At 68.1% G+C, this 22,705-nt stretch carries 27 protein-coding genes; 17 read left to right on the forward strand and 10 right to left on the reverse strand.

The window, feature by feature from the left end; genetic code table 11:
* The first annotated feature begins 178 nt into the window (after positions 1-178).
* From ACAM51_RS00820 to ACAM51_RS00845, 6 genes are all read left to right on the forward strand, one after another.
* Positions 179-880, forward strand: coding sequence for an IPTL-CTERM sorting domain-containing protein (locus ACAM51_RS00820; protein ID WP_369642451.1), 702 nt, complete (start codon positions 179-181; stop codon positions 878-880).
* A gap of 77 nt (positions 881-957) precedes the next feature.
* Positions 958-1,356 (forward strand): hypothetical protein, encoded by a 399-nt coding sequence (locus ACAM51_RS00825; protein ID WP_369642452.1) that lies wholly within the window; start codon positions 958-960, stop codon positions 1,354-1,356.
* A 172-nt stretch (positions 1,357-1,528) separates the two neighbouring features.
* The gene (locus ACAM51_RS00830) at positions 1,529-2,245 is read left to right on the forward strand and encodes a response regulator transcription factor (protein WP_218295027.1); all 717 of its coding nucleotides are present in this window, start codon (positions 1,529-1,531) and stop codon (positions 2,243-2,245) included.
* On the forward strand, positions 2,242-3,612 hold the full coding sequence (locus tag ACAM51_RS00835; RefSeq protein ID WP_369642453.1) for an ATP-binding protein: 1,371 nt from the start codon (positions 2,242-2,244) through the stop codon (positions 3,610-3,612). The genes ACAM51_RS00830 and ACAM51_RS00835 overlap by 4 nt, the downstream gene beginning before the upstream one ends.
* Positions 3,613-3,752: 140 nt before the next feature.
* The gene (locus tag ACAM51_RS00840) at positions 3,753-4,826 is read left to right on the forward strand and encodes an ABC transporter ATP-binding protein (RefSeq protein WP_218295026.1); all 1,074 of its coding nucleotides are present in this window, start codon (positions 3,753-3,755) and stop codon (positions 4,824-4,826) included.
* A 7-nt stretch (positions 4,827-4,833) separates the two neighbouring features.
* Positions 4,834-5,526 carry an HAD family hydrolase gene (locus ACAM51_RS00845; protein WP_369642454.1) on the forward strand — a complete coding sequence of 231 codons (693 nt, stop codon included), beginning with the start codon at positions 4,834-4,836 and terminating at the stop codon, positions 5,524-5,526.
* A 25-nt stretch (positions 5,527-5,551) separates the two neighbouring features.
* Here ACAM51_RS00845 and ACAM51_RS00850 read toward each other — a convergent pair whose 3' ends face one another.
* The gene (locus ACAM51_RS00850; RefSeq protein WP_369642455.1) at positions 5,552-6,094 is read right to left on the reverse strand and encodes a DUF1697 domain-containing protein; all 543 of its coding nucleotides are present in this window, start codon (positions 6,092-6,094) and stop codon (positions 5,552-5,554) included.
* 228 nt (positions 6,095-6,322) lie between these two features.
* Here ACAM51_RS00850 and ACAM51_RS00855 point away from each other — a divergent pair, with 228 nt between their 5' ends.
* Entirely contained in the window at positions 6,323-7,294 is a 972-nt protein-coding gene (locus ACAM51_RS00855) for an AEC family transporter (RefSeq protein ID WP_369642456.1), read from the forward strand.
* A gap of 33 nt (positions 7,295-7,327) precedes the next feature.
* On the opposite strand, the gene ACAM51_RS00860 is transcribed toward ACAM51_RS00855, so the two are convergent.
* Together ACAM51_RS00860 and pdxH are read right to left on the reverse strand one after the other, a co-directional pair.
* Complete coding sequence (locus ACAM51_RS00860; protein WP_369642457.1) at positions 7,328-7,723, reverse strand: VOC family protein; 396 nt, start codon at positions 7,721-7,723, stop codon at positions 7,328-7,330.
* A 41-nt stretch (positions 7,724-7,764) separates the two neighbouring features.
* Positions 7,765-8,403 carry a pyridoxamine 5'-phosphate oxidase gene (gene pdxH / locus ACAM51_RS00865; protein WP_218338585.1) on the reverse strand — a complete coding sequence of 213 codons (639 nt, stop codon included), beginning with the start codon at positions 8,401-8,403 and terminating at the stop codon, positions 7,765-7,767.
* A gap of 93 nt (positions 8,404-8,496) precedes the next feature.
* On the opposite strand from pdxH, the gene ACAM51_RS00870 reads away from it, so the two are divergent.
* From ACAM51_RS00870 to ACAM51_RS00890, 5 genes are all read left to right on the forward strand, one after another.
* On the forward strand, positions 8,497-9,069 hold the full coding sequence (locus ACAM51_RS00870; RefSeq protein ID WP_369642458.1) for a TetR/AcrR family transcriptional regulator: 573 nt from the start codon (positions 8,497-8,499) through the stop codon (positions 9,067-9,069).
* A 182-nt stretch (positions 9,070-9,251) separates the two neighbouring features.
* Positions 9,252-9,713 (forward strand): (2Fe-2S)-binding protein, encoded by a 462-nt coding sequence (locus tag ACAM51_RS00875; RefSeq protein WP_192425055.1) that lies wholly within the window; start codon positions 9,252-9,254, stop codon positions 9,711-9,713.
* Positions 9,714-9,728: 15 nt separating this feature from the next.
* A complete protein-coding gene (locus ACAM51_RS00880) occupies positions 9,729-12,023 on the forward strand; it encodes a molybdopterin cofactor-binding domain-containing protein (protein ID WP_369642459.1) in 2,295 nt (764 codons plus the stop codon).
* 38 nt (positions 12,024-12,061) lie between these two features.
* Positions 12,062-12,220, forward strand: a complete 159-nt coding sequence (locus tag ACAM51_RS00885; protein WP_369642460.1) for a hypothetical protein — start codon at positions 12,062-12,064, stop codon at positions 12,218-12,220.
* A gap of 36 nt (positions 12,221-12,256) precedes the next feature.
* A complete protein-coding gene (locus ACAM51_RS00890) occupies positions 12,257-12,853 on the forward strand; it encodes an NTP transferase domain-containing protein (protein WP_255594655.1) in 597 nt (198 codons plus the stop codon).
* A gap of 100 nt (positions 12,854-12,953) precedes the next feature.
* Here ACAM51_RS00890 and ACAM51_RS00895 read toward each other — a convergent pair whose 3' ends face one another.
* Together ACAM51_RS00895 and ACAM51_RS00900 are read right to left on the reverse strand one after the other, a co-directional pair.
* Complete coding sequence (locus tag ACAM51_RS00895) at positions 12,954-13,484, reverse strand: superoxide dismutase family protein (protein WP_218295017.1); 531 nt, start codon at positions 13,482-13,484, stop codon at positions 12,954-12,956.
* A 95-nt stretch (positions 13,485-13,579) separates the two neighbouring features.
* Positions 13,580-14,167 carry a gamma-glutamylcyclotransferase gene (locus tag ACAM51_RS00900; protein WP_218295016.1) on the reverse strand — a complete coding sequence of 196 codons (588 nt, stop codon included), beginning with the start codon at positions 14,165-14,167 and terminating at the stop codon, positions 13,580-13,582.
* 105 nt (positions 14,168-14,272) lie between these two features.
* On the opposite strand from ACAM51_RS00900, the gene ACAM51_RS00905 reads away from it, so the two are divergent.
* On the forward strand, positions 14,273-14,791 hold the full coding sequence (locus ACAM51_RS00905) for an OmpA family protein (protein ID WP_218338581.1): 519 nt from the start codon (positions 14,273-14,275) through the stop codon (positions 14,789-14,791).
* Between the two features lie 130 nt (positions 14,792-14,921).
* Here ACAM51_RS00905 and gloA read toward each other — a convergent pair whose 3' ends face one another.
* Both gloA and ACAM51_RS00915 read right to left on the reverse strand, forming a co-directional pair.
* Positions 14,922-15,335: a lactoylglutathione lyase gene (gloA, locus tag ACAM51_RS00910; RefSeq protein ID WP_010458830.1), complete on the reverse strand. Its 414-nt coding sequence runs from the start codon at positions 15,333-15,335 to the stop codon at positions 14,922-14,924.
* Positions 15,332-15,883: a PaaI family thioesterase gene (locus tag ACAM51_RS00915; protein WP_218295014.1), complete on the reverse strand. Its 552-nt coding sequence runs from the start codon at positions 15,881-15,883 to the stop codon at positions 15,332-15,334. Before ACAM51_RS00915 ends, gloA begins: the two co-directional genes overlap by 4 nt.
* Positions 15,884-15,962: 79 nt before the next feature.
* Between ACAM51_RS00915 and ACAM51_RS00920 the strand changes: the two genes are divergently transcribed.
* The 4 genes from ACAM51_RS00920 to ACAM51_RS00935 are packed head-to-tail and all read left to right on the forward strand — an operon-like array spanning position 15,963 to position 19,721.
* Positions 15,963-16,454, forward strand: a complete 492-nt coding sequence (locus ACAM51_RS00920) for a MarR family winged helix-turn-helix transcriptional regulator (protein ID WP_369642461.1) — start codon at positions 15,963-15,965, stop codon at positions 16,452-16,454.
* Positions 16,444-17,760 carry an MFS transporter gene (locus ACAM51_RS00925; protein ID WP_369642462.1) on the forward strand — a complete coding sequence of 439 codons (1,317 nt, stop codon included), beginning with the start codon at positions 16,444-16,446 and terminating at the stop codon, positions 17,758-17,760. The genes ACAM51_RS00920 and ACAM51_RS00925 overlap by 11 nt, the downstream gene beginning before the upstream one ends.
* Positions 17,761-17,806: 46 nt before the next feature.
* Entirely contained in the window at positions 17,807-18,313 is a 507-nt protein-coding gene (locus ACAM51_RS00930) for a MaoC family dehydratase (protein WP_218338579.1), read from the forward strand.
* Positions 18,297-19,721, forward strand: a complete 1,425-nt coding sequence (locus ACAM51_RS00935; protein WP_218338578.1) for an MATE family efflux transporter — start codon at positions 18,297-18,299, stop codon at positions 19,719-19,721. Before ACAM51_RS00930 ends, ACAM51_RS00935 begins: the two co-directional genes overlap by 17 nt.
* A 75-nt stretch (positions 19,722-19,796) precedes the next feature.
* Here the strand turns inward: ACAM51_RS00935 and ACAM51_RS00940 are convergent, their stop codons facing one another.
* From ACAM51_RS00940 to ACAM51_RS00950, 3 genes are all read right to left on the reverse strand, one after another.
* Positions 19,797-20,600, reverse strand: coding sequence for an SDR family NAD(P)-dependent oxidoreductase (locus tag ACAM51_RS00940; RefSeq protein ID WP_369642463.1), 804 nt, complete (start codon positions 20,598-20,600; stop codon positions 19,797-19,799).
* Positions 20,601-20,797: 197 nt separating this feature from the next.
* On the reverse strand, positions 20,798-21,238 hold the full coding sequence (locus ACAM51_RS00945; RefSeq protein WP_218338576.1) for a response regulator: 441 nt from the start codon (positions 21,236-21,238) through the stop codon (positions 20,798-20,800).
* Positions 21,225-22,703 carry an ATP-binding protein gene (locus tag ACAM51_RS00950; protein WP_369643905.1) on the reverse strand — a complete coding sequence of 493 codons (1,479 nt, stop codon included), beginning with the start codon at positions 22,701-22,703 and terminating at the stop codon, positions 21,225-21,227. The genes ACAM51_RS00945 and ACAM51_RS00950 overlap by 14 nt, the downstream gene beginning before the upstream one ends.
* Positions 22,704-22,705 lie beyond the last annotated feature (2 nt).

Genomic DNA, 22,705 nt, shown 5'->3' on the forward strand with positions numbered 1-22,705 from the left:
GCCTGGAGCAAAGGCGGGTCAAGCGGGATACGCCGGGCCCGGATCCAGGGCGCAACCGCGCGGCCCGCACGGGTAACATGCTGAGGCGCCGAGGCTGGCATGGGCGGCGCTTGGCGCAGTCAAGGGGGGACCCAGTGCCCGGGACGGCGCAACGTGCTCACCAACCGTGGAAACCAAAATGTTCAAAAAGATCGTCTGGAAGTGGCTGGGATCGCTTGCTTGTTTGCTGGGCGCTGCGGGGGCGGCTCAAGCGCAGTCCACCACCTACGTGGCCACCGCGGCGGGCAACTACACGGGTTTCACAAACTTCACGGTGTGCGGCACGCCACCGTGCCAGAACTTCACCACGGCGATGAACACGTCTGGCTCGTTCACGACCACCGCGCCGCTGGCCGCCAACCTGGCGTCTGCACAGTTGGGCGCCTTGGTCTCGGCCTTCAGTTTTTCAGATGGCCTCACCACGTACACCCATGCAGACCCTAACGTCCGGGTCTGGAACTTCCGCGTCACGACCGATGCGAGCGGCGCGATCACGGGTGTGAACATTCTGATCCAGCGCTGGATTTCTGGCACGGCTCCCCACGGCATCGGTGACCGGTTTTCCTTCTTTGAGACCAGCACCACATCAGCAAGGCACAACATGTTCTGCAGCGGGATCGCCGTTTCCACCGCAGGCGTGGCAGATTCATGCGGCTTCGCCGGCAGCGATACCAGCACCTCTTCTGCAATCCCTGTTTCGCTGGTGTGGTCTGCCGCGGTGGCGGCTTCTTCCATACCAACCCTTTCCGAGTGGGCGTTGATGGCCATGGCGGTGTGGATGGCCATGGTGGCCTTGCAGCGGCTGCAGCGCCGTGACGGCAAGCGCCACGGGCAGCGCTGACGTCACCGGCCTGCCAGCTCAAGCTGCCGCCGGCGCACGCCGCACCATCCCGCCAACCCCTTGCGCGCGGTGCCCGGTTGCTGGATTTCATCTTCGTGCTGCCCACGTTCGTCCGGGCCTGCGGGCCGATCCAGGCCACTGCCGAAGGTGCCCGGCAGGCCTTCTTTTCTTTCGGAACGCAGATGAACCGCGAAGCACTTCATGGGCTGCTGGTGAACACGCTGGGGCTGGTGCCCCAGCCGTTGGCGAACGCCGTGTCGTGCACCTACTTTCACCAGAAGGTGGAATGGCATCCGGCGCGCAGCACCCGGGTGTTCCGCGTCCTCTTCGATGCCGGCGGGGAGCCCGACCGCATCCAGCTGTGCGCGTCCTCCGACAGCAATAACACGGTGCTGATCGGCCGCCCGTTCAGCGCCCGGGCTTTGACGGAACTGGCGGTTCAGGAGATAAGGCGGATCGAGGCGCGGATGGCCTAGAGAAGGGACAGGGCGCGGCGGGCAGCACAGGCCCTTGTGCGGGCTGGCGGGGTTTCACCCACCGTGGGCCGCGCCCGCCCGCGCCGCGCTCCGCACGCTTTCGACTTGCTTTCACCCGGCCTCCGTAGAAGCACAGTGGCCGGCCCCCCCGGCGGGAGGGCATGATCGCGGGATGAAACTGCTGTTGGTGGAGGACGATTTTGACCTGGCCGGCGCCCTGAGCCGCAGCCTGGTGGCGCGCGGCTTCGAGGTGCTGTGCTGCGCGGATGGCAAGGAGGCCCTGGCCGCGGCGCGGCGCACGGCCTTCGACGTGATCACGCTCGACCTGTCGCTGCCGGGCCTGGACGGCCTGGAGGTGCTGCGGCGCCTGCGCGACGGCGGCAGCACCACGCCCGTGCTGGCGCTGACGGCCCGCGCCGCGGTGACCGACCGCGTGGCCGGGCTGGAGGCCGGGGCCGACGACTACCTGGCCAAGCCCTTCGACCTGGACGAGCTGGTGGCGCGCCTGCGGGCCCTGACGCGGCGGGTGGGGCGCGACGGGCAGCTGCGCTGCGGCGCGCTCTACCGCGACCCGGCCAGCGGCGTGTTCTACAACGAGGCGCTGCCGCTGGACCTGTCGCAGCGCGAAGCCGAGCTGCTGCGGCTCCTGATGTCGCGCATCGACCGCGTGGTGAGCAAGGAAGAGCTGCGCACGCAGGTGTTCGCCGACACGGGCGAGCAGGTGCAGGCCGACGCGGTGGAGGTGGTGGTGCACCGCCTGCGCAAGAAACTGGTGGGCACCAATGCCGAGATCGTGACCCTGCGCGGCGTGGGCTACCTGCTGTGCGACGCCGACAGCATGGCCGCGCAAAAGGGCGACAAATCGGACAAGGGCGGGGTACCCCGGTGAGTGTGCGCACGTGGTGGCGGCCGTGGCGCCCCCGGGGCGGTTCGCTGCACCGGCTGCTGCTGGTGTGGCTGCTGGTTCCACTGTGGGCGCTGGTGGCGCTGATCACCCTGGTGCAGGTGGCACAGCAGGTGCGGCACGATGCCGCCGCGCAGGACGAGGCACTGCGCGCGGCGCTGGCGGACTGGCCCGTGGCGCCGCCCGACACACTGCCCACGGCGCATGGCTCCACGCCGGTCTGGTATCGCGAAAGCAACCTGGATGGCGAGCGCCTGGCCGGCAGCGCCGCCCTGCCGCGCGTGCCCCCCGCCGAAGCCGCGCGGGGCCCGGGCAATGTGCATTTCTACCTGGCGCAGGCGGGGGACCAGCTGGTGCGGGTGGCGGTCACGCTGCATCCGCCCCCGGCGGCGCAAGGAGGGCAGGGCGCCGCCCCCGTGGTGGTGCGCCAGGTGGCCCGTCCCTGGAGCGAACGCGCGCCCCGGCTGCCCAGCCTGGCCGTCGGCGGGGCGGGCGTGGGCGGGATGTACCTGCTGGCGCTGGCCATGACGGCCATGGTGGTGGTGGTGGCGCGCGTGGCATCGGGCTGGCTGCTCCATGCCGATGTGTCGCTCACCCGGCCGGGCGCCGGGAACCCGGGCCACGGTGACGAAGGCCCCTCGGAGCTGGCGCCCGCCGTGCGGCACTTTGGCGAGCTGCAGCAAAGCCAGAGCCGCTGGATCGACGAGCAGCGGCGCTTTCTGGCCGATGCCACGCACCAGCTGCGCACCCCCATGGCGGTGCTGCGAACGCAGCTGCAGTCGGCCATTTCCGGCGACGTGCTGGTCGCCGATGCGCTGCACCAGATGTTGCACACGGTGGACCGGGCCTCCGGCCTGGCCAACCAGCTGCTGAGCCTGAGCAAGGTGGAGCAGCTCAAGCGTGTGGGCGAGCTGCCCAGCGTGGACCTGAACGCCATCGCGCGCGAGGCCGTCATGGAGCTGGCGCCGCTGATCGCCGCCAAGCGCCTGGATTTCGCGCTCGAGGGCCCCGAGGCGCTGTGGGCCCCCGGCGACGCCGCCCTGCTGGGCGAGCTCATGCGCAACCTGCTGGCCAACGCCATCCACCACACGCCCGCGCACGGGCGGCTGGGCGTGCTGCTGCGCGACAGCACTGGCCACAAGGAGGTGCTGGTGTGGGACGAAGGCCCGGGCATCGACGACGCCGTGCGCCAGCGGCTGTTCCAGCCGTTTTCCGCCGGCAAGGGCGGCGTGGGCCTGGGGCTGTCGATCTGCCGCCAGATCGCCGAGGCCATGGGCGCCGAGGTCACGCTGTTCAACCGCCTCGACCAGGGCCAGGTCATCGGCGTGGACGCCCTGCTGGCCTGGGGCTGAGCGCATGCCGTCCCACCCATGCCGGCTTTCGGTTTTTTTCACCCACCAGTCCCGGACCTGGCATCGCATCCCGGCAAAGTGCTCGCGCGGCTCCAGCAGGACTTTGAACAGGCTTTCGGACACCTTCACGCATGCCCACCATGACGAACCCCGATTCCCACGGCATTGAATTCCAGGGCGTGAGCAAGCGCTATGGCCCCGGCAGCCATGACCCGCTGGCCGTGGACCACATCAGCTTCACCGTGCCGCGCGGCACGCTCACCACCATCCTGGGCCCTTCGGGCTGCGGCAAGACGACCACGCTGCGCATGATCGCCGGGCTCGAGTCCCCGACCTCGGGGCGCATCCTCATCGAAGGCCAGGATGTGACCGCCCTCGGCCCCGCGCAGCGCAATGTGAGCCTGGTGTTCCAGAGCTATGCGCTGTTTCCGCACATGAACGTCATCGACAACGTGTGCTATGGCCTCGCCATGTCGGACATGAAGAAGGGGCCGGCCCGCGAGAAGGCGCGCGCCATGCTGGACACCGTGGGCCTGCACGGCCTGGACCTGCGCAGGCCCCACGAGCTCTCGGGCGGGCAGCAGCAGCGCGTGGCGCTGGCCCGGGCGCTGGCGCTGGAGCCGGCGGTGCTGCTGTTCGACGAGCCCCTGTCCAACCTGGACGCACGCCTGCGGCGCTCCATGCGCGAGGAAATCCGCACGCTGCAGCAGCGCCTGCGGCTGACGGTGGCCTACGTCACCCACGACCAGAGCGAGGCCCTGGCGGTCAGCGACCAGATCGTGGTGATGAACAAGGGCGCCATCGCCCAGCGCGGCGCGCCCAGCGAGCTGTACGAGCAGCCCGCGTCCGAGTTCGTGGCGGGCTTCATGGGCGAGGCCATGCTGTTCGAGGGCCGCAACCACGCCGGCGGCCCGGCGGGCGCCAGCCATGCCGAGTTCGGCCCGCTGCGCGTGCCGTCTCCCGCCTCGCTGGCCTCCGGCCCGGTGAAGATCGCGGTGCGGCCCGAGGCCTGGGTCATCGGGCCCGCCACCGCCACCGGCGTGGCCGCGCGGCTGACCAAGCGCACCTACCTGGGCAGCATCATGGAATACACCTTCGCCAGCGCGCTGGGCGAGATTTTCGTGGTCTCGCCCCTGGTGAAGTCGCCCTTGGACGTGGGCGCCCCCGTGAGCCTGACGCTGGCGGACCACGGGGTGTCCGTGGTGGCGGGGTGAGCGCACGATGGAGCACTGCGCCGTAGCGATTTTCGATCTGGACAACTGCCTGCTCGACGCACGGGCCGTGGGGCCGCTGTTCGAGCCCGCGTTCGAGGCCATCCGGCAGGCCAACCAGGGGGCGCTGGCCCCCGCCATGCTGGAGCAGGCCCTGTACCAATGCTGGTTCACGGCGTTTGACCTGGTGGCCGAGCGCTACCGCTTCACCCCGGCCATGCGCGCGGCGGGCTGGCGGCAGTTCAGCCAATTGCAGGTGCGCGCCCCGCTGCACGGCTACCCCGACATCGGCCTGCTGCCGCGCATTCCCCTGCGGCGCTACCTGGTCACCAGCGGCTTTCGGCGCTTGCAGGACAGCAAGATCGACGCCCTGGGCATCCGGCCCTGGTTTGAACAGGTGTTCATCGACGCGGTGGACGACCGCCCGGCGAGCGATGGCGCACCGCACGGCAAGCAGCCGATTTTCGAGCAGATCCTGGCGCGCGAAGGCTGCGCACCCCGGCACGCGCTGGTGATCGGCGACAACCCCTTATCCGAACTCGCGGCCGGGCGCGCGCTGGGGGCCACCACCGTGCAGACCGTGCGGCCCGGCGTGCGGCCCTGGGAGCTGGCCGACCACCAGGTGCAGGGGCTGGAGGGCGTGCTGCAGCTGCTGTCGCCGCCCGGCCCGCCGCACACGGGCGAAGGGCCGGCAAGGGCCTGAGCGCGGGCGCGGGCCCCTGGCCTTGTCAGCCGTGCTTGCGCACCAGCCGGGCCACCGTGCCCCAGGTGCGCGTGGTGGCCGGCAGGCCGAGTTGCTGCTCGGCAAAGACGTTCGGGTTTCCCATGGTCTTGCCGACAAGGTGGTTGTACGACAGGGCCTCGGAGCCGGTGTAGAGCAGCACGCGCACGTCCTCGCGGGCATTGCGGGTGGGCAGCGGGGGCAGCAGCTTCGCGCCGTCGTGCAGGAAGGTCACGTAGAAGTCGTAGATGGGCGGCGCCTTGGCCATGCCCTCGAACGGATCGCGCGCCAGCAGCGTGTGCAGATAGGCCATGCTGCGCAGAAACACGGGTTCATCGAATCCATGCCCGGCGCGCAGCGACCGCTGCACCGTGCGGACAATCCCCTGCGCGGGCCGCACGCCGCGCGCGCTGAAGGCGACCGTGCCATTGGTCTGGAACGAGGCGGCCTCATCGGCGCCAGCTTGCAAGAACGCGCTTTCCAGCGCCATGCGCGACGGTGCATGGCCATGGCCGAGGTTCAGGTTGCGGAAGAAGGCGGCGAACTTCATGGACGCAGGGGGCAGGGCGGTGTTCCAGAATACAGGAGGGCGCCAGGCCCGGCGGGCGGGTCCGCGCAGACGGACGCTGCCTTGCACGCGCATTGAATCAGTCCAAAATGCCATCTGGCGCCATATCCGCCTGCGCCGCCAGCTATCGAAAATATAGCACCCCGGAGCCAGGGCCCCGCCGGCCAGGCGCACAATACGCGCCCACCTGTCCGCCGTTGGTTTCTGATCTTGAACTCCGCCGTCTTCACCTCGCTGATCCCCGTCATCCTGTTCATCGCCCTCGGCTTCTACGTGGGGCAGCGCGGCTGGATACGGGCGGCCGCGGTGAAGGACCTGGCCAACCTGGTGTTCATGGTGCTCACGCCCGCGCTGCTGTTCCGCACCATGAGCACGGTGCGCATCCAGGACCTCGACTTCGGCCCCGTGGGCATCTACTTCGTGGCGTTTGGCATCGTGTATGCGGCCACGCTGGCGCTGCAGGGCTTCAACACCCTGGCGGCGGCGCGGGCCCTGGCCAACACCTTCAGCAACACGCTCATGATCGGCGTGCCGCTGGTGGGCCTGGTGTTTGGCGACGCGGGCCTGGTCACGCTGTTCACGCTGATCTCGGTGCACTCGCTGATCCTGCTGACCGCCGCCACCGTGGTGTTCGAACTCGCGGCGGCGCGCGAGCATGCGGCCGCGGACGGCGGCGGTGGCGGGGCGCACCAGCCCCTGTGGCGCACGGTGCTGCAGGCCATGCGCAACGGCATCGTGCACCCCGTGCCGCTGCCCATCATCGCGGGACTGCTGTTCGCGCAGACCGGGCTGGTGGTGCCGCAGGTGGTGGACAAGCCCCTGCTGCTGCTGGGCCAGGCCCTGGGGCCCATCGCGCTGCTGCTGGTGGGCGTGACGCTCGCCTTCACCAGGGTGGGACGCCATTTCAGGGCCGCGATGCGCATCGCCCTGGTCAAGTGCGTGGCGCACCCCCTCGTGCTGGCCGCGCTGGGCTGGGCGCTGGGCCTGTCGGGCCTGCCGCTGGCCGTGATGATCGTGGCGGCCTCGCTGCCCGTGGGCGCCAACGTGTTTCTGTTCGCGCAGCGCTATGGCGTGGCCGAGGACGAGGTGACGGCGAGCGTGGCGGTGTCCACCGCGCTGGGCCTGGTGACGATGCCGGTGGTGATCCTGGCGGTGACGCGCTGGGTGGTGGCAGCGCCGTAAACGCGGCCTGCGAAGGCGATCGGGCGCGGTGGCTCAGGCGTCCCCGGGGACGTGGCAGGCCACGCAGAGCTTGTTGCCGTCGGGATCCCGGAAATACGCGCCGTAGTAGTGGGCGTGGTACTGCGGGCGCAGGCCCGGCGGGCCGTCGCAATGGCCGCCGTGGGCCAAGGCCGCGGCGTGCACGGCATCCACCTGCGCGCGGCTGCGGGCGGCAAAAGCCGTCATCTGGCCATTGCCCGGCGCGTGCGCGCCTTCAAAGGGGATGCCGATGAGAAAGAGGGGGCGGGGGTCGGGCCTGCTCTGCCAGCCGGCCCAGGGGCGGGATGGGTCTACAAAGCGCTGCGCGACGCCCAGGGCGGCCATCAGCGGCTGATAGAAGGCCAGGGCGCGGTCGAAATCCGTCACGCCCACGAAGATGTGCGAAAACATGCTGCTCCTTGTCGGTGCTGGTGCCGCCGGGCAGGAAACGTTCAGGGCGCCAGGCGCTCCCGCACCCACTCCCCCGCATCCATCCGATACCGCAGCCGGTCATGCAGGCGGCTCTTGCGCCCCTGCCAGAACTCCCACTGGTCCGGCTTCAGGCGGTACCCGCCCCAGTGCGGCGGGCGGGGTGGTTTCAGCAAGAACTGCGCGCCGTACCTGGCGGCATTGGCCACCAGCACGCCCCGGCCGGAGATCACCTGGCTTTGCGGGCTGGCCCAGGCGCCGATGCGCGAGTCGAGCGGACGGCTGTTGAAATACGCGTCGCTTTCTTCGTCGCTGACTTTCTCCACAATGCCTTCGATGCGCACCACGCGTTCCAGCTCCACCCAGTGGAACTGCACGGCCGCATAGGGATTGCCCGCGATCTGGCGGCCCTTGCGGCTGTCATAGTTGGTGAACCAGACGATGCCGCGCTCGTCGTAGCCCTTGATGAGCACGATGCGGGTGCTGGGGCGCATGTCGCTGCCCACGGTGGCCAGGGTCATGGCGTTGGGCTCGGGCACTTCGGCGCTGATGGCTTCCTGGAGCCACTGGTCAAACTGCTGCAGGGGGGCGGCGTGCGAGGCGTCTTCGTTGAGTTCGGCGCGCTCGTAGCTCTTGCGAAGGTCGGCGATGGAGGTGGTCATGGGCACGATTGTGCACGCCGGTTTTGTGGCGTCGCGGGGCCTTCCGTGGCCCCGGTTGTTGCCGAATGAATATTCGCTTATATTGGCACACCGATGAAACCCAAAGACGACGAAAAACAGCGCGCCATTGCCCAGGCCACCTTCGAGCTGGTGGCCCAGACGGGCCTGAGCGGCCTGACCCTGGCCGACATCGCCCGCGCGGCGGGCATTGCCACCAGCACGCTGTATGTGTATTACCCGTCCAAGGATGAACTCATCAGCCAGCTCTACCAGGATGCCAAGACGGTCACGGCCGCGCGCATCATGGAAGGCATCGCGCCCGGCATGCCCTACCGAGCCCGCGTGCGGCGTGCTTGGGGCAACCTGCTGCGGCACCGGCTGGACCAGTATGCCGAAGTGGTGTTCCAGGAGCAGTACTACAACTCGCCCTGGTTCACCGATGGGAACCGCGAATTCTCGACCCGCCTGATGGCCGGTTTTTTTGCGTTGATGGAAGAGGGCCAGCAGCAAGAAATATTGAAGGCCGTGCCGATCCCGCTGCTCACGGCCAGCCTGGTGGGGTCGGTGCGCGAGACGGGCAACCTGATCCGCACCAAGGTGCTGCCCGACGAAGACGCCGTGCACCAGATGGCTTTTGGCCTGTGCTGGGACGCCTTAAAGGCCTGAGCGGGAGACAGCGATGCTTTTTTGCCGCCCGGGGTTGATCTTTTAATCGAATTTATATTCTCTTAAAAATGCCACGCACCACGCTCCAACCCCTTCATGGCCGATGGCGTCGCTGACGCCGCCCCCTGTCTCCTTGACCGCGCCCGCAACACAACAACACCTTCCCCACGGAGAACCCCGCGATGCCCACCCTCAACATCAATGGCAAAGACACGGCTGTGGATGCCGATGAATCCACCCCCATCCTCTGGGCCCTGCGCGACACGCTGGGCATGACCGGCACCAAGTTCGGCTGCGGCCAGGCCTTGTGCGGGGCCTGCACGGTGCACCTGAACGGCGCGCCGGTGCGCTCGTGCATCACGCCGATCTCGGCCGCTGCGGGGCAGAAGATCACCACCATCGAGGCCGTCACGGCCAGCGACAAGGTGGGTAAGGCCGTGCACGCCGCCTGGGTGAAGCACGACGTGGCGCAATGCGGCTACTGCCAGAGCGGCCAGATCATGAGCGCCACCGCCTTGCTCAAGGGCAAGAAGAAGCCGAGCGACGCCGACATCGACGCCGCCATGTCGGGCAATGTGTGCCGCTGCGGCACCTATGTGCGCATTCGCGCGGCCATCCATGACGCTGCCAAGACCCTGGCTTGATTGAAGGAGAACACCATGCACTTCGACGCACAGGCCCTGCAGGGCCAGGCCCATGTTTTCATGCCAAAACACCTTCTGGCGCTTATGGATAAAGCGCAAGCAGCTACCAATTCAGGAGTAAACGATGCAATGGAAGGCATCGGAGGTCTCGCACGGCGCACCTTCCTCAAGGTGTCGGCGGCTTCGGGCTTTGCCCTGGGCGCGTTTCCGCTGGTGGCCACAGCGCAGGGCGCCGGGGCCGCCGCCGCACCCGCAGGCCTCAAGCCGTTCGAGCAGCCTTCAGCCTTTGTCCGCATCGACGCCGATGGCACGGTCACCGTCACCATCAACCGCCTGGACTTTGGCCAGGGCGTGCAGACAGGCCTGCCCATGATCCTGGCCGAGGAGCTGGACGCCGACTGGAGCAAGGTGCGCAGCGTGCACGGCGATGCCAACCAGGCCTATGCCGACCCGATGATGGGCATGCACCTCACGGGCGGCTCCAACTCCATCAAGAACTCGTACACCCAGTACCGCGAGCTGGGCGCCCGCACCCGCGCCATGCTGGTCTCGGCCGCCGCGGCGCAGTGGGGCGTGGATGCCTCGGCACTGCGCGCCAGCAATGGCTTCGTCGTCGGCCCTGGCGGCAAGAAGCTGGGCTACGGCGCGCTGGCCGAAGCGGCCATGAAGCAGCCCGTGCCCGAAAAGGTCACCCTGAAGGACCCCAAGCAGTTCCGCCTCATCGGCAAGCCCACCGGGCGGCTCGATGCCAAGGCCAAGTCGAGCGGCCAGCAGGACTACGGCATCGACGTGCGCCTGCCCGGCATGCTGACGGCCGTGGTGGCCCGCCCGCCCGTGTTTGGCGCCAAGCTGAAGTCGCTGGACGACAGCGCCGCCAAGGCCATCAAGGGCGTGAAGGCCGTGCTGCGCGTGCCCACCGACCGGGGCGGCGAGGGCGTGGCCATCGTGGCCGATGGTTACTGGCCCGCCAAGCAAGGGCGCGATGCGCTGAAGGTGGAATGGGACACCAGCGCGGTGGGCAAGCCCGACACCACGGCACTGCTGGCGCAGTACCGCGAGCTGGCCGCCAAGCCCGGCAACGTGGCCATGCAGGCCAACATGGCGCCGCTGGCGGGTGCACCCCACAAGATCAGCGCCGAGTTCGTCTTCCCGTATCTGGCGCACGCGCCCATGGAACCGCTCAACTGCACGGTGAAGCTCGATGGCGATAAGGCCGAGCTATGGATGGGCACGCAGATGCCCGGCCTGGACGCCATGGCCGCCGCCAAAACCCTGGGCCTGCAGCCGCAGAACATCAAGGTGAACACGCAGATGGCCGGTGGCGGCTTTGGCCGCCGCGCCATCCCCACCAGCGACTACGTGGTGGAGGCCTGCGGCGTGGCCAAGGCCGCGCGCACGGCGGGCATCACCGCACCGTTGCGCACCCTGTGGAGCCGCGAGGACGACATCAAGGGCGGCTACTACCGCCCCATGCACGTACACCGCGCCGAAATCGGGTTCGACGCACAGGGCAAGATCCTGGCGTGGGACCACACCATCGTCGGTCAGTCCATCACCAAGGGTTCGCCGTTCGAGGCCTTCATGGTCAAGAACGGCATCGACGCCACGACCACCGAAGGCATGGGCGAGCCCTACAACGTGCCCATGAAGCTGTCGGTGCACCACCCCGACGTGAACGTGCCCGTGCTGTGGTGGCGCAGCGTGGGCTCCACCCACACGGCCTACGCCATGGAAACCCTCATCGACGAAGTGGCGCGCACCACGAAGCAAGACCCCGTGGCCTACCGCATGGCCCTGATGGGCGACAAGCACCCGCGCCACAAGGCCGCGCTGCAGCTGGCCGTGGCCCAGTCGGGCTACGGCAGGAAGAAGCTGGCGGCCGGCCGCGCCTGGGGCGTGGCGGTGCATGAATCGTTCGAGTCGGTGGTCGCCTATGTGGTCGAGGCCTCCGTCAAGGACGGCACGCCCAAGCTGCACACGATCACGGCAGGCGTGCACTGCAACCTGGTGGTCAACCCCAAAAGCGTGGAAGCCCAGGTGCAGGGCGCGGCGCTGATGGGCCTGTCGATGTGCCTGCCCGGCGGCGCCATCACGCTCAAGGACGGTGTGGTGGAGCAGAGCAACTTTGGAGACTTTGCCGTGCCGCGCATCACCGACATGCCGCAGGTGACGGTGCACATCGTGCCCAGCGCCGACCCACCCAAGGGCATGGGCGAGCCCGGCCTGCCACCGCTGGCGCCGGCGTTCGCCAACGCCATCGCGCAACTCACGGGCAAGACCCCGCGCGAGCTGCCGTTCAAGCTCGCCTGACGGCGTTGGCGCCCGGGGAGGGCAGGGAAGGAGGGGGCATGCCATCACCGGCACGCGCCCTGCTGCAGGCGTCCCCGGCGGGCCGCCCCGCGCTGGCGCACGAGATGGCGGCGCCAGTGCTGTTCCAGCTGTCGGGCGCCGCCAGCTTCATCCGCGTCCACCACCTGGTGGTGGACGGCGGCTCTACGCTGGCCTGAGGCGCGCGGCGGCCGCGTTGCCGTAGCATGCTGGCGATGTCCACCCCGCACCTCGCCGATACACCCCCCATGAAACCGGACGGGCCGCCGGTGCCCGTCGTGCTGGTGCTGGCCTCCGGCCGGGGCGCGCGTTTCGCGGCCTCCGGCGGCCAGGTGCACAAGCTGCGCGCTCTGCTGGCCGGGCTGCCGGTGCTGGAGCACACCCTGAACGCCGTGCGCGCCAGCGGGCTCGCCTGGCACCTCGAGGACGCGGGCCATCCAGGCATGGGCGATTCGATTGCGGCGGCCGTGCGCGCCACGGCGGGGGCGGGCGGCTGGCTGGTGCTGCCCGGCGACCTGCCGCTGGTCCAGCCCGCGACGCTGCGCACCATGGCGGCGGCCCTGGGGCGCTGCGCGGTGGCCATTCCGCTGTTCCACGGAGAGCGCGGCCATCCGGTGGCTTTTGCCGCACCGTGCCTGCCGGATCTGCTGGCGCTCTCCGGCGAACAGGGCGCTGCCGGCGTGGTGCGCCAGCAGGCGCTGCGGGGCGGGGTCCGGACCGTGGACGTGCAGGACGAAGGCACGGTGACGGACATCGACACGGTGCAGGACCTCGCGCGGGCCGAGCGCATCCTGGCCGCGCGCCGGGCCTGACACCCGCAAAGTAAACGACCCGCTGGCCGAGGTCGCGGCGAGCGGGTCGTGTGCCGGACGCGCCCTGCCGGCGCGCCGTCTTCTCCTTTTTCGGCGGTCTCTACTTCGCTGCGATGACCGCGCAGGCCAGGCGCGGGCCGGCGTTGCCCGTGGGCTGGGTCTTGTAGTCGTCGGGGTCGCGGTGCACGATCAGGCCCTTGCCCACGATGTCGTTGGCCGTGCTGCCCACGCGGATCGTGCGCGACTCGAAGCTGAAGGTGGCCACGCCGTTGGCATCCGCCTTCAGGCTGGGCAGGTCACCCGTGTGGTGCTCGCCCGCGCCGTGGTGGCCGTGCGGCTTGCCGCCCGGGTTGAAGTGGCCGCCGGCGCTCATGCCGTCGCCGCTGGAGCAGTCGCCCTTTTCATGGATATGGAAACCGTGTTCGGCGCCCGGCTTGAGCCCGCGGACCTCGCCCGACACCTTCACCACGTCGCCGGACTGGGCAAACGCCACCGTGCCCGAGGTGGTGCTGCCGCGCGTGGGCTCCAGCTTGGCCGTGGCAGACGGGCCCGACGAATAGGCGGCGCAGCCCGCCAGGGCCAGCACGGCGATGGACGAGAGCCCGAAGGCCCAACGATTCCTTTGCTTCATCAAATACTCCTTGAACGTTAAGAGACGGTGCATCATGCGGACGCCCTGCGCGCTGGTGCAAGACAGGGAGCAGGTTCGCCCGCCAAAAGTGTGCACTATTTGTGGGTCAGCGCAAGCAGCCTGGCGAGCGCGCGGTCGTGGATGCCGTGTTTGCGCAGTTCCTCGTACGTGGCCTGGGCATAGTCGCGCGTGGTGCCAAAACGGCCGCAGGCCTGCGCGAAGATGCGGCGGTACTCGTCGTCGGGCAGCTCCCCCGTGTGGTTGGGGCTTTTTCGTGACAAAGTGAAAGCGAGCGCGGACACGGTCCCCTGGGGCGTGCGGCAGGGCAGCCAGCGCGGGTCGTACACGGCCGTGACCATCTCGCGCTGCCACAGGTTGATGAGCACCTGCCGGGCATGCGCCTTGTCCACGCGGAAGACCATGCCCCGGCAGCTGCCGCCCGACAGCATGCCGAACACCAGGCCCGGGCATTCCGGCGTGCCGCGGTTGATGCGGCTCCACATCCGGAGCGCCCGGTGCCAGCCGTGCACCTTGGCGGCGCGGCGCTCGGCGTAGTCGAAATCCGGACGCCAGATGAGCGAGCCGTAGCCAAAGATCCACAGGTCGTCGTGGCCACCCCATTCCTTGAGCGCGCGCTCCAGCATGGGGGCCGGGTCGCGAAGGGGCGCGGGAAGATTCGTCATGCGATCACTCTACAATCGAAAGCTTTGCTTCAGCGCCCTGGGGACTTGCGCCGCGAGGTTCCAGGGCCGCCACACCTTCTTTTTTCATCACTTCGGGGATCTCCAATGTCTAGTTCTGACGACGATAGCCAACAACGTTTCGCCCTGGGTTTCCTGTTCGCCCTGATCGCACTGGTGATCTCCGTGGTGGTGGGCACCGTGGTGGTCAAGCGTGTCGGCGCTTCCGGCGCCGTCAAGCCCGCGCCCGCCACGGCCGTTGCAGCCAGCGCGCCCGCCGTGGTCGCCGCCGCTGACGTGGCCAGCGTCCGGGTGGAAAACGGCGTGGTGAAGTTCTACTTTGCCAGCGCCAAGGCCGACCTTGCCGCAGGCGCCAACGAAGCCCTGGCCGACGTGGTCAAGGGCGTGGCCGAAGGCAAGAAGGCCGTGATCTCGGGCTTTCACGATGCCACGGGCGACGCCGCCCTGAATGCCGAGCTGGCCAAGCAACGCGCCTTTGCAGTGCGCGATGCGCTCAAGGGCCTGGGCGTGGCGGAAGACAAGATCGAGCTGAAGAAGCCCGAAGAAACCACCGCCACCGGCAGCAACGCCGAAGCGCGCCGCGTGGAAGTGGCCCTGGGCGCCTAGTCCCTGTGCAGTGACCTCCAGCAGGTCGCCCCATGAAAAAACCCGGCAATGCCGGGTTTTTTTATGGGTTCGAATTTGCCTCTAGCGCTTATCCATCATGCGCCAGCAGCTATATATTTGATAGTTATTATTAGCGCAAGCCTGCGCCACCAGTCCCCTCGGCGCGCTGGATCAATTCAATCTTGTAGCCATCGGGATCCGTCACAAACGCGATGACCGTGGTGCCGCCCTTGACGGGACCCGCTTCGCGCGTGACGTTGCCGCCCGAGGCCTTGATCTTCTCGCACGCGGCGTACGCATCGGGCACGCCCAGCGCGATGTGGCCATAGGCGGTGCCCATCTCGTAGCTCTCGGTGCCCCAGTTGTAGGTCAGCTCGATCTCGGCCTGGCCGGGGTTGCCGCCGTCAAAGCCCAGGAAGGCCAGCGAGTACTTGTACTCGGGGTTCTCGGACTGGCGCAGCAGTTGCATGCCGAGCACCTGGGTATAGAAATCAATCGAGCGTTGAAGGTTGCCAACGCGCAGCATCGTGTGGAGGAATTTCATCCCTTCGATTGTGCAGGCATGTCAAAAACCAGGCAGGTGGTGGTGGCGTGGGCATACAGCGTGCCGTCGGGCCCCACCAGGCGGGCCTCGGCCGTGGCCAGCTGGCGCCCGCAGTGGATCACGCGGCCTTCGGCGCGCACGCGCTGCACCTTGGGCGTGAGCGCCTTGACGAGGTTCACGCCCAGCTCGGCCGTGGTGTAGCCGCGCCCCGGCTGCATGCGCGTGTGCACGGCGCAGCCCAGGGCCGAGTCGAGCAGGGTGGCGAACCAGCCCCCGTGTACGGTGCCCATGGGGTTCAGGTGGGCCGCGCCAGGGGTTCCCTGGAAGATGGCCAGGCCTTCGCCCACCTCCATCAGCTGGAAGTCCAGCGTGCGGGCGATGGGAGGGTAGGGCAGTTCACCGCGCAGCATGGCCTGCATCATCTGCAGGCCGTTCAGGCCGGCGACCTGGTCGGGGCGCGAGACCCCCGCGCCCACGCCGGCCTCCAGGCGGGCTGCGATTTCACGCTCTTGCGCGAGCCATTGCTCGAGTTGGTTGTTCTGGGTCATGCGATACCTCGGAAGGGAATGGGGTTGATGGGCCAGCCGGCTAGTTGCATATGCAATTATTGCAGATACAATTGATCGCATGCAAGCTGAAATCACCCCCGCAAACGCGCCTGCCGCCGTGCCGCCCCAGGGCTGCACCAATTTCAAGCTGCGCCAGCTGATGCGGCGCGTGGCGCACCACTATGACACCGAGATGGCCCGGTGTGGGCTCAAGACCACGCAGTACTCGCTGCTGTCGCACGTGCTCAAGCTCGGGCCCATCCGTCCGGGCGACCTCGCGGTGGAAATGAAGATGGACGCCTCCACGCTCACCCGCAACCTGCGGCCCCTGGTGGATGCCGGCTGGGTCACGCTGGAGGCGGGGGCCGATGCGCGCAGCCGGCTGGTGCACATCACCGACGCGGGGCGCGACAAGCGTGCGCAGGCCCAGCGCTGCTGGAAAGTGGCGCAGCTGTCCCTCAACGACATCCTGGGCGCGGAGCGCGTGAACGCCCTGCATGCGCTGGTGGACGACTCCCTGGCTTTGCTGGCCAGCATGCAGGAAAAGCAGGAGCACGGCGATGACGAATGACACCCAACCTGCCCGCAACCTGGGCGGCGGCAACGTGTTCGCGGCGCCGGCCGCTCCTGCCACCCCGGGCTCACCGGGTGCACGGGGCACACCGATCGCGCTGTGGCTCGTGCTGCTGGCCGCTGCGGGCGCGTTCGCCCTCACCATGGGCACGCGCCAGACCATGGGCCTGTTCCTGTCGGCGCTCAACACGTCCACCGCGCTGGGCATTGGCAGCATCAGCCTGGCCTTTGCGTTCGGCCAGCTCTGGTGGGGCCTGACCCAGCCGTTTGCGGGGGCGGTGGCCGACCGCATCGGCACGGGCCGCGTGATCCTGCTGGGCGTGGCGCTGGTGGCGCTGGGCACCTTCATCACGCCCTACATGACCACCACGGCCGGGCTGATTTTTGCGATTGGCGTGTTGGCCGCCGGCGGCGCGGGCATGGCCGGGCCGTCGGTGCTGATGGCGGCCACCGCGCGGCTGGTACCCGCCCACAAGCGCGGGCTGGCCAGCGGCATCGTCAACGCGGGCGGGTCGTTCGGGCAGTTCGTGATGGCGCCCATTGCCATTGGCCTGACCGCCGCGGTGGGCTGGGCCAGTGCCATGCAGTGGCTGGGTGTGCTGGTGCTGCTGGCGCTGCCTGCGGTGTGGGTGCTCCGGGGCAATTCGAACGCCTTGGCCGCGCAGGCCGCCGCCGCATCCGGCCAGAAGGCACTGACGGCGCGCGAGGCCATCGCGCAGGCGCTGGCCACGCCGAGCTACCGGTATCTGGCGGCGGGCTTTCTGGTGTGCGGCTTTCACGTGGCGTTCCTGGCCACGCACCTGCCGGGCGTCATCGCCGCATGTGGCCTGCCGCCTGAGATCGGCGGGTGGTCGCTGGCCATGATCGGCTTGTTCAACATTGTCGGCAGCCTGGCCATGGGCTGGGCCGTGGGGCGCTGGCGCATGAAGTCGTTGCTGTCGCTGCTGTATGCCACGCGCGGCCTGGCGGTGCTGATCTTCTTGCTGGCGCCCAAGACGCCCACCGTGGTGCTGGTCTTTGCCGCCGTGATGGGTGTGACGTTTCTCTCCACCGTGCCCCCCACGGTGGGGCTGGTGGCCAAGATGTTCGGCACGGCCAACATGGCCATGCTGTTTGGCATCGTGATGCTGGCGCACCAGATTGGCGGATTCTTCGGTGCCTATCTGGGCGGTACCGTCTTCCAGGCCACCGGCAGCTATGACTGGGTCTGGTACATCGACATCGTGCTGGCCATGGGCGCGGCCCTGGTCAACCTGCCGATCCGCGAAGCCCGCCTGGTGCGCCCCGCGCCCGCCGCCGCATGACCACGACAACATCCCCCGCCATCCCCTCATCTCCCCATTTGTTGCCATGACCGCTCACCCTGTTTCCACCGCATCCGCCCCCACCGGAATGCAGCCCGTGTACCTGGACGACCTGGCCGTGGGCGACCAGTTCAGAAGCGGCGAACACGCCATGGACGAAGCGCAGATCAAGGCCTTTGCCGCCCAGTTCGACCCGCAGCCCTTTCACATGGACGATGCCGCCGCCCGCGCCACGCTGTTCGGCGGTCTGGCCGCAAGCGGCTGGCATACGGCGTCCGTGACCATGCGCCTGCAGGTCACCACCGGCCTGCCGATCGCGGGCGGCATCATCGGCGCGGGCGCCGAGGTGAGCTGGCCCCGGCCCACGCGCGCCACCGACGTGCTGCACGTGGTGAGCGAGGTGCTGGAGATCCAGCCCTCCAAATCCAGGCCCGACCGTGGCATGGTCACCGTGCGCAGCGAAACCCGCAACCAGCACGGCGATGTGCTGCAGCTGTCCACCGTGCGCATCGTGGTGCCGCGCAGGCCTGCGGCCGATGGGGCAGGGGCCTGATGTGACCGAACCCCTGAACCCACGCACCCGCATGCTGCTGGAGGCGCCGATCGCGCCCACGCTGCTGCGGCTGGCGGCGCCCAATGTGCTGGTCATGCTGGCGCAGGCGGGCGTCGGGCTGATCGAGACCTACTTTGTCGGCAAGCTGGGCACCGATGCGCTGGCGGGCATGGCCCTGGTGTTCCCGGTGGTCATGCTGATGCAGATGACCTCGGCCGGCGCCATGGGCGGCGGCATCGCGTCGGCCATCGCCCGCGCCCTGGGCGCCCGGCGGCGCGACGATGCCGATGCGCTGGTGCTGCATGCGCTGGCCATTGCGGCGGTGTTTTCGCTGGTCTTTACCGTGGGCGTGGTGGGAGGAGGGCGCTGGCTCTACACCCGCATGGGCGGCACGGGCGGCGCGCTGGATGCCGCGCTGGTCTATTCCAACTGGGTGTTCGCGGGCGCGTTTCTGGTGTGGCTGTTCAACACCCTGTCGGCCGTGATCCGGGGTACCGGCAACATGGCCGTGCCGGCCTATGTCACGGTGCTGGGCGCCTTCGTGCTGGTGCCGCTGTCGCCGCTGTTCATCTTTGGCTGGGGCCCCATGCCCGGCCTGGGCATCGCTGGCGGGGCCATCGCGCTGATGGCGTACTACCTGATTGGCAGCGCGGTGCTGGCAGCCTACCTGTGGTCGCCGCGCAGCCTGCTGCGGCCATCGTTGGCGCACATCCGGTTCCGCTGGACTCTGTTCAAGGACATCCTGCGGGTCGGGCTGGTGGGCACGGTCTCCACCGTTGCCACCAACCTGGCGATCGGCGTCACCACGGCGCTGGTGGGCGGCTTTGGCACGGCGGCCATCGCGGGCTACGGCACCGCGTCGCGCCTGGAATACCTGCTGGTGCCCTTGGTCTTCGGCCTGGGTGCACCGCTGGTGGCCATGGTGGGCACCTGCATTGGCGCGGGCCAGCGTGAGCGGGCCTTGCGCGCCACCTGGATCGGCGCCGGCATGGCATTTGTGATGGCCGAGGCGATTGGCTTGTGGGCGGCTGCGTTTCCCAACGCGTGGCTGTCCTTGTTCAACAGCGATCAGGCCATGCTGGAGGCCGGCGCGCTGTATCTGCGCACCGTCGGCCCGGTGTACGGCTTTTTCGGCCTGGGCCTGGTGCTGTACTTTGCCTCGCAAGGGGCAGGGCGCCTGCTCTGGCCCGTCATCGGCAACATCACGCGCCTGGCGGTGGCGGTGACGGGCGGCTGGCTCGCGCTGCGCTGGGGCGGCGGCTTGGCGGCGGTGTTCGCCGCACAGGGCGTGGCGCTGGTGCTGTATGGCGTGGTCAACGCCTGGGCGATTGCAGGCGGCGCCTGGTTCGGCCCGGTCGGCTGGCCGCGCAGCATGGCGGGCCTGCTGCGGCGCATGCCGCAGGCTTGAAAATTGAATAAAAATTGCCGCCAGCGCATATACATCAAGCGCTGACAGCTATCAATTCAATAGTAATTCGGCGCGTCAGACCGGAACGGTGTAGTTCAGCGTCATGCGCCCGCCATCCACGGTCACGATCTCGCCGGTCACATAGCTGGCGGCATCGCTGGCCAGCCAGGCCACCACATCGGCAATCTCCGACGGCTCGCCCAGCCGCTTCATGGGGGTGCGGCTCATGATCTTCTGCTTGGCCTCGTCGCTGGTCAGCACGGCCTTGGCGGCCAGCTCGGTGGCGATGGTGCCGGGCGCCACGGCGTTCACGCGAATGTTCTTGTCAGCCAGCGCCAGGGCCATCACGCGCGTGAGCTGGTTCACGCCGCCTTTGCTCACGTTGTAGCTGGCGATATTGGGGATGGTGAGCACGCCGTTGACCGAGCTCATGTTGACGATGGCGCCGCCGCCCGAGACCACCATGGCGCGCGCGACGGCCTGTGCGACAAGAAACGAGCCTTTCAGGTTGACCCGCAGCACGGCATCGAAATCGGCCTCGGTCACGTCCAGAAAATCCGCCGCGCGAAAGATGCCCGCGTTGTTCACCAGCACGTCGATGCGCCCGTGGGCCGCCAGGGTCCGGGCCACGAGCGCATCCACCTGCGTCTTGTCGCCCACATCGCAGCGCACATACAGCGCGCCCAGTTCCTGCGCCAGCGCCTGGCCGCGCGCATCGTCCACATCCGCGACGACCGTTTTGGCGCCCTCGGCGGCAAACCGCCGCACGCAGGCCTCGCCAATGCCCTGGGCGCCGCCAGTGACGATGCAGACACGGCCCTGGTGGCCGAAGTGGATGGAAGAAGACGGAGTGGATGGGGTCGTGGTGGGGAGGGTCATGGAGAGGGATGGTAGCGGCTGATGGCGGCACGGATCTGGCGGGGTTTGGTGGTTCCCCTTTGACTTTATACGATGTATATTATGTTAAATAACAAATATCATTGAGCGCGCTTGAGTTCGAGCATCCCTTCGCGGCACGCTCTGCGCAACCCCGCGCTCTCCTTGGATGAAAGATCCCGGATGACCGCCCGGGCCAGCTACGGCGTGCGGTTGACGGTCAGCCAATACGACCCGGCCTGACAGACCACATCCGCCATCTCGTCAAAGTCCATGGGCTTGACCACATAGCTGTTGACCCCCAGGTCATAGGACAGTGTCAGGTCCCGCTCTTCCTGGGACGACGTCAGTATCACCACGGGAATGCGGCGCGTGCGCTGGTCCTCCTTGATGGCGCGCAGCACCTCCATGCCATCCACCCGCGGCATCTTCAGATCCAGCAGCACCAGCTTCGGGCTGGTTTCATCGTGCTGTTGCGAATACTCGCCAAGCCGAAACAGGTAGTTGATGGCCTGTTCGCCATCCTTGACCCACAGCATCTTGTTGGCAAATCCCCGCTTCTTCAGGGCGCGGATCGCCAGCTCCGCGTCGTTGGGACTGTCCTCCACCAGGAGGATGTCGATTTCTTCAAACAGCTCCATCGCGGCTCTCCCGTGGGACAGTGAAATAAAACGTCGCGCCTTCGCCCAGGTTGCCATCGGCCCAGACGCGGCCTCCGTGGCGGTGGACTATCCGCTGGACCAAGGCGAGACCTACGCCCGTTCCCGGAAATTCGCTGGTGTCGTGCAGGCGCTGAAAAACGCCGAACAGCTTGGCCTTGTACTTTGGATTGAATCCGGCACCATTGTCACGCACAAAGAAAATGTGTTCCTGATCGTCCGTGATGGCACCGATTTCAATGCGTGGATTTTCCTGTTTCGAGCTGAATTTGAGGGCGTTCGACAACAGATTGGTCCACACCTGTCCGAGGAGCACGCGGTCTCCCGTCGCCACGGGCATGGCGCCGATGTGAAGCTGGACCCGGCTGAAATCCTCGCGCTCCTTGAGCGCATTCCAGGTGGCCAGCACCAGCGCCCCCATCTCCACGTCACTCACCTTGAGCGCACGCCGCCCCAGCCGGGAAAAGGCGAGCAGGTCGTCGATGAGCACGCCCATGCGCCGCCCCTCGTTCTGGATGATCTGGATTTTCCGCCGGGCCTCGTCGTCCAGGTTCGCGCCGTGGTCTTCCATCAGCGCCTCGGAGAAGCCAACGATCCACCGCAGGGGCGCGCGCAGGTCATGCGACACCGAGTAGCTGAAGCTCTCCAGTTCCTGGTTGGCGGTTTCCAGCTGCAAGGTGCGCTGGGACACCCGCTGTTCCAGCTCCGCGTTGAGCTGGCGCACGTCCTGGTCGGCGCGCCGGCGCTCCTGCGCTTCGCGCTCCAGGGCCCTGTTGGCCGTTTCCAGGTCTTCGGCGCGCCGGCCGATCTCCGAGAGCATGTCGTTGAACGCATCCGCCAGATAGCCCAACTCGTCCTTCGTCGTCTTCTGCACGCGCAGTGAAAAGTCCTTGCGCTCCGTCACCTGGCGCGCCACGTTCGTGACGGCCAGGATGGGCTTGGTCAGGGCCGACTGAAGCCATGCCGACATACCTGCCGCCACCAGCAGGCTCAGCCCCATGACGCTCGCGAGGATGCCCAGGTAGCCCCGAAACCGCTGCGCCAGTTCGTAGTCCGCGCTCATGTAGACCGTTCCGACGATCTCCTTGTTTTCGAGAATCCGCTTGAAAACGACCAGTTCGCCGTCTTGCAGTCGCACGCCGTCGGCTTCGGGCAATGCAGGGACCTTGTGCTCGGCATGGGCACCCGCACCGCGGTACCGGGCCACCATCTTTCCGCGGGCGTTGTAGATGGCGGCTGCCCGGATCTGGCGCCGGGTTTCCAGCAGGGACAGGTTTTCCTCCGCGGATTTGTGGTCGTCAAACGCCAGGGCGGGGCCTGTCGCGCGCCCCAGGATTTCGGCCTGCGTCAGCAGGTCACTGGTCACGTTCTGCTTGTAGGCCTGGAGTTCATACAGGGCGAGCGCGGTTCCCGCCACCGACAGCGACACGAAGGTTGCCGCGAGCATCG

Origin of the sequence: Acidovorax sp. A79, from assembly GCF_041154505.1 — a bacterium.
Taxonomy (GTDB): domain Bacteria; phylum Pseudomonadota; class Gammaproteobacteria; order Burkholderiales; family Burkholderiaceae_C; genus Acidovorax.

Excerpts from the sequence above, each read along its gene's own strand:
- ACAM51_RS00820 (WP_369642451.1), top strand. The coding sequence starts at position 179 with ATGTTCAAAAAGATCGTCTGGAAGTGGCTGGGATCGCTTGCTTGTTTG.
- ACAM51_RS00830 (WP_218295027.1), top strand. The coding sequence starts at position 1,529 with ATGAAACTGCTGTTGGTGGAGGACGATTTTGACCTGGCCGGCGCCCTG.
- ACAM51_RS00840 (WP_218295026.1), top strand. The coding sequence starts at position 3,753 with ATGACGAACCCCGATTCCCACGGCATTGAATTCCAGGGCGTGAGCAAG.
- ACAM51_RS00845 (WP_369642454.1), top strand. The coding sequence starts at position 4,834 with ATGGAGCACTGCGCCGTAGCGATTTTCGATCTGGACAACTGCCTGCTC.
- ACAM51_RS00850 (WP_369642455.1), bottom strand. The coding sequence starts at position 6,094 with ATGAAGTTCGCCGCCTTCTTCCGCAACCTGAACCTCGGCCATGGCCAT.
- ACAM51_RS00860 (WP_369642457.1), bottom strand. The coding sequence starts at position 7,723 with ATGTTTTCGCACATCTTCGTGGGCGTGACGGATTTCGACCGCGCCCTG.
- pdxH (WP_218338585.1), bottom strand. The coding sequence starts at position 8,403 with ATGACCACCTCCATCGCCGACCTTCGCAAGAGCTACGAGCGCGCCGAA.
- ACAM51_RS00870 (WP_369642458.1), top strand. The coding sequence starts at position 8,497 with ATGAAACCCAAAGACGACGAAAAACAGCGCGCCATTGCCCAGGCCACC.
- ACAM51_RS00875 (WP_192425055.1), top strand. The coding sequence starts at position 9,252 with ATGCCCACCCTCAACATCAATGGCAAAGACACGGCTGTGGATGCCGAT.
- ACAM51_RS00880 (WP_369642459.1), top strand. The coding sequence starts at position 9,729 with ATGCACTTCGACGCACAGGCCCTGCAGGGCCAGGCCCATGTTTTCATG.
- ACAM51_RS00885 (WP_369642460.1), top strand. The coding sequence starts at position 12,062 with ATGCCATCACCGGCACGCGCCCTGCTGCAGGCGTCCCCGGCGGGCCGC.
- ACAM51_RS00890 (WP_255594655.1), top strand. The coding sequence starts at position 12,257 with ATGTCCACCCCGCACCTCGCCGATACACCCCCCATGAAACCGGACGGG.
- ACAM51_RS00895 (WP_218295017.1), bottom strand. The coding sequence starts at position 13,484 with ATGAAGCAAAGGAATCGTTGGGCCTTCGGGCTCTCGTCCATCGCCGTG.
- ACAM51_RS00900 (WP_218295016.1), bottom strand. The coding sequence starts at position 14,167 with ATGACGAATCTTCCCGCGCCCCTTCGCGACCCGGCCCCCATGCTGGAG.
- ACAM51_RS00905 (WP_218338581.1), top strand. The coding sequence starts at position 14,273 with ATGTCTAGTTCTGACGACGATAGCCAACAACGTTTCGCCCTGGGTTTC.
- gloA (WP_010458830.1), bottom strand. The coding sequence starts at position 15,335 with ATGAAATTCCTCCACACGATGCTGCGCGTTGGCAACCTTCAACGCTCG.
- ACAM51_RS00915 (WP_218295014.1), bottom strand. The coding sequence starts at position 15,883 with ATGACCCAGAACAACCAACTCGAGCAATGGCTCGCGCAAGAGCGTGAA.
- ACAM51_RS00920 (WP_369642461.1), top strand. The coding sequence starts at position 15,963 with ATGCAAGCTGAAATCACCCCCGCAAACGCGCCTGCCGCCGTGCCGCCC.
- ACAM51_RS00925 (WP_369642462.1), top strand. The coding sequence starts at position 16,444 with ATGACGAATGACACCCAACCTGCCCGCAACCTGGGCGGCGGCAACGTG.
- ACAM51_RS00930 (WP_218338579.1), top strand. The coding sequence starts at position 17,807 with ATGACCGCTCACCCTGTTTCCACCGCATCCGCCCCCACCGGAATGCAG.
- ACAM51_RS00935 (WP_218338578.1), top strand. The coding sequence starts at position 18,297 with ATGGGGCAGGGGCCTGATGTGACCGAACCCCTGAACCCACGCACCCGC.
- ACAM51_RS00940 (WP_369642463.1), bottom strand. The coding sequence starts at position 20,600 with ATGACCCTCCCCACCACGACCCCATCCACTCCGTCTTCTTCCATCCAC.
- ACAM51_RS00945 (WP_218338576.1), bottom strand. The coding sequence starts at position 21,238 with ATGGAGCTGTTTGAAGAAATCGACATCCTCCTGGTGGAGGACAGTCCC.
- ACAM51_RS00950 (WP_369643905.1), bottom strand. The coding sequence starts at position 22,703 with ATGCTCGCGGCAACCTTCGTGTCGCTGTCGGTGGCGGGAACCGCGCTC.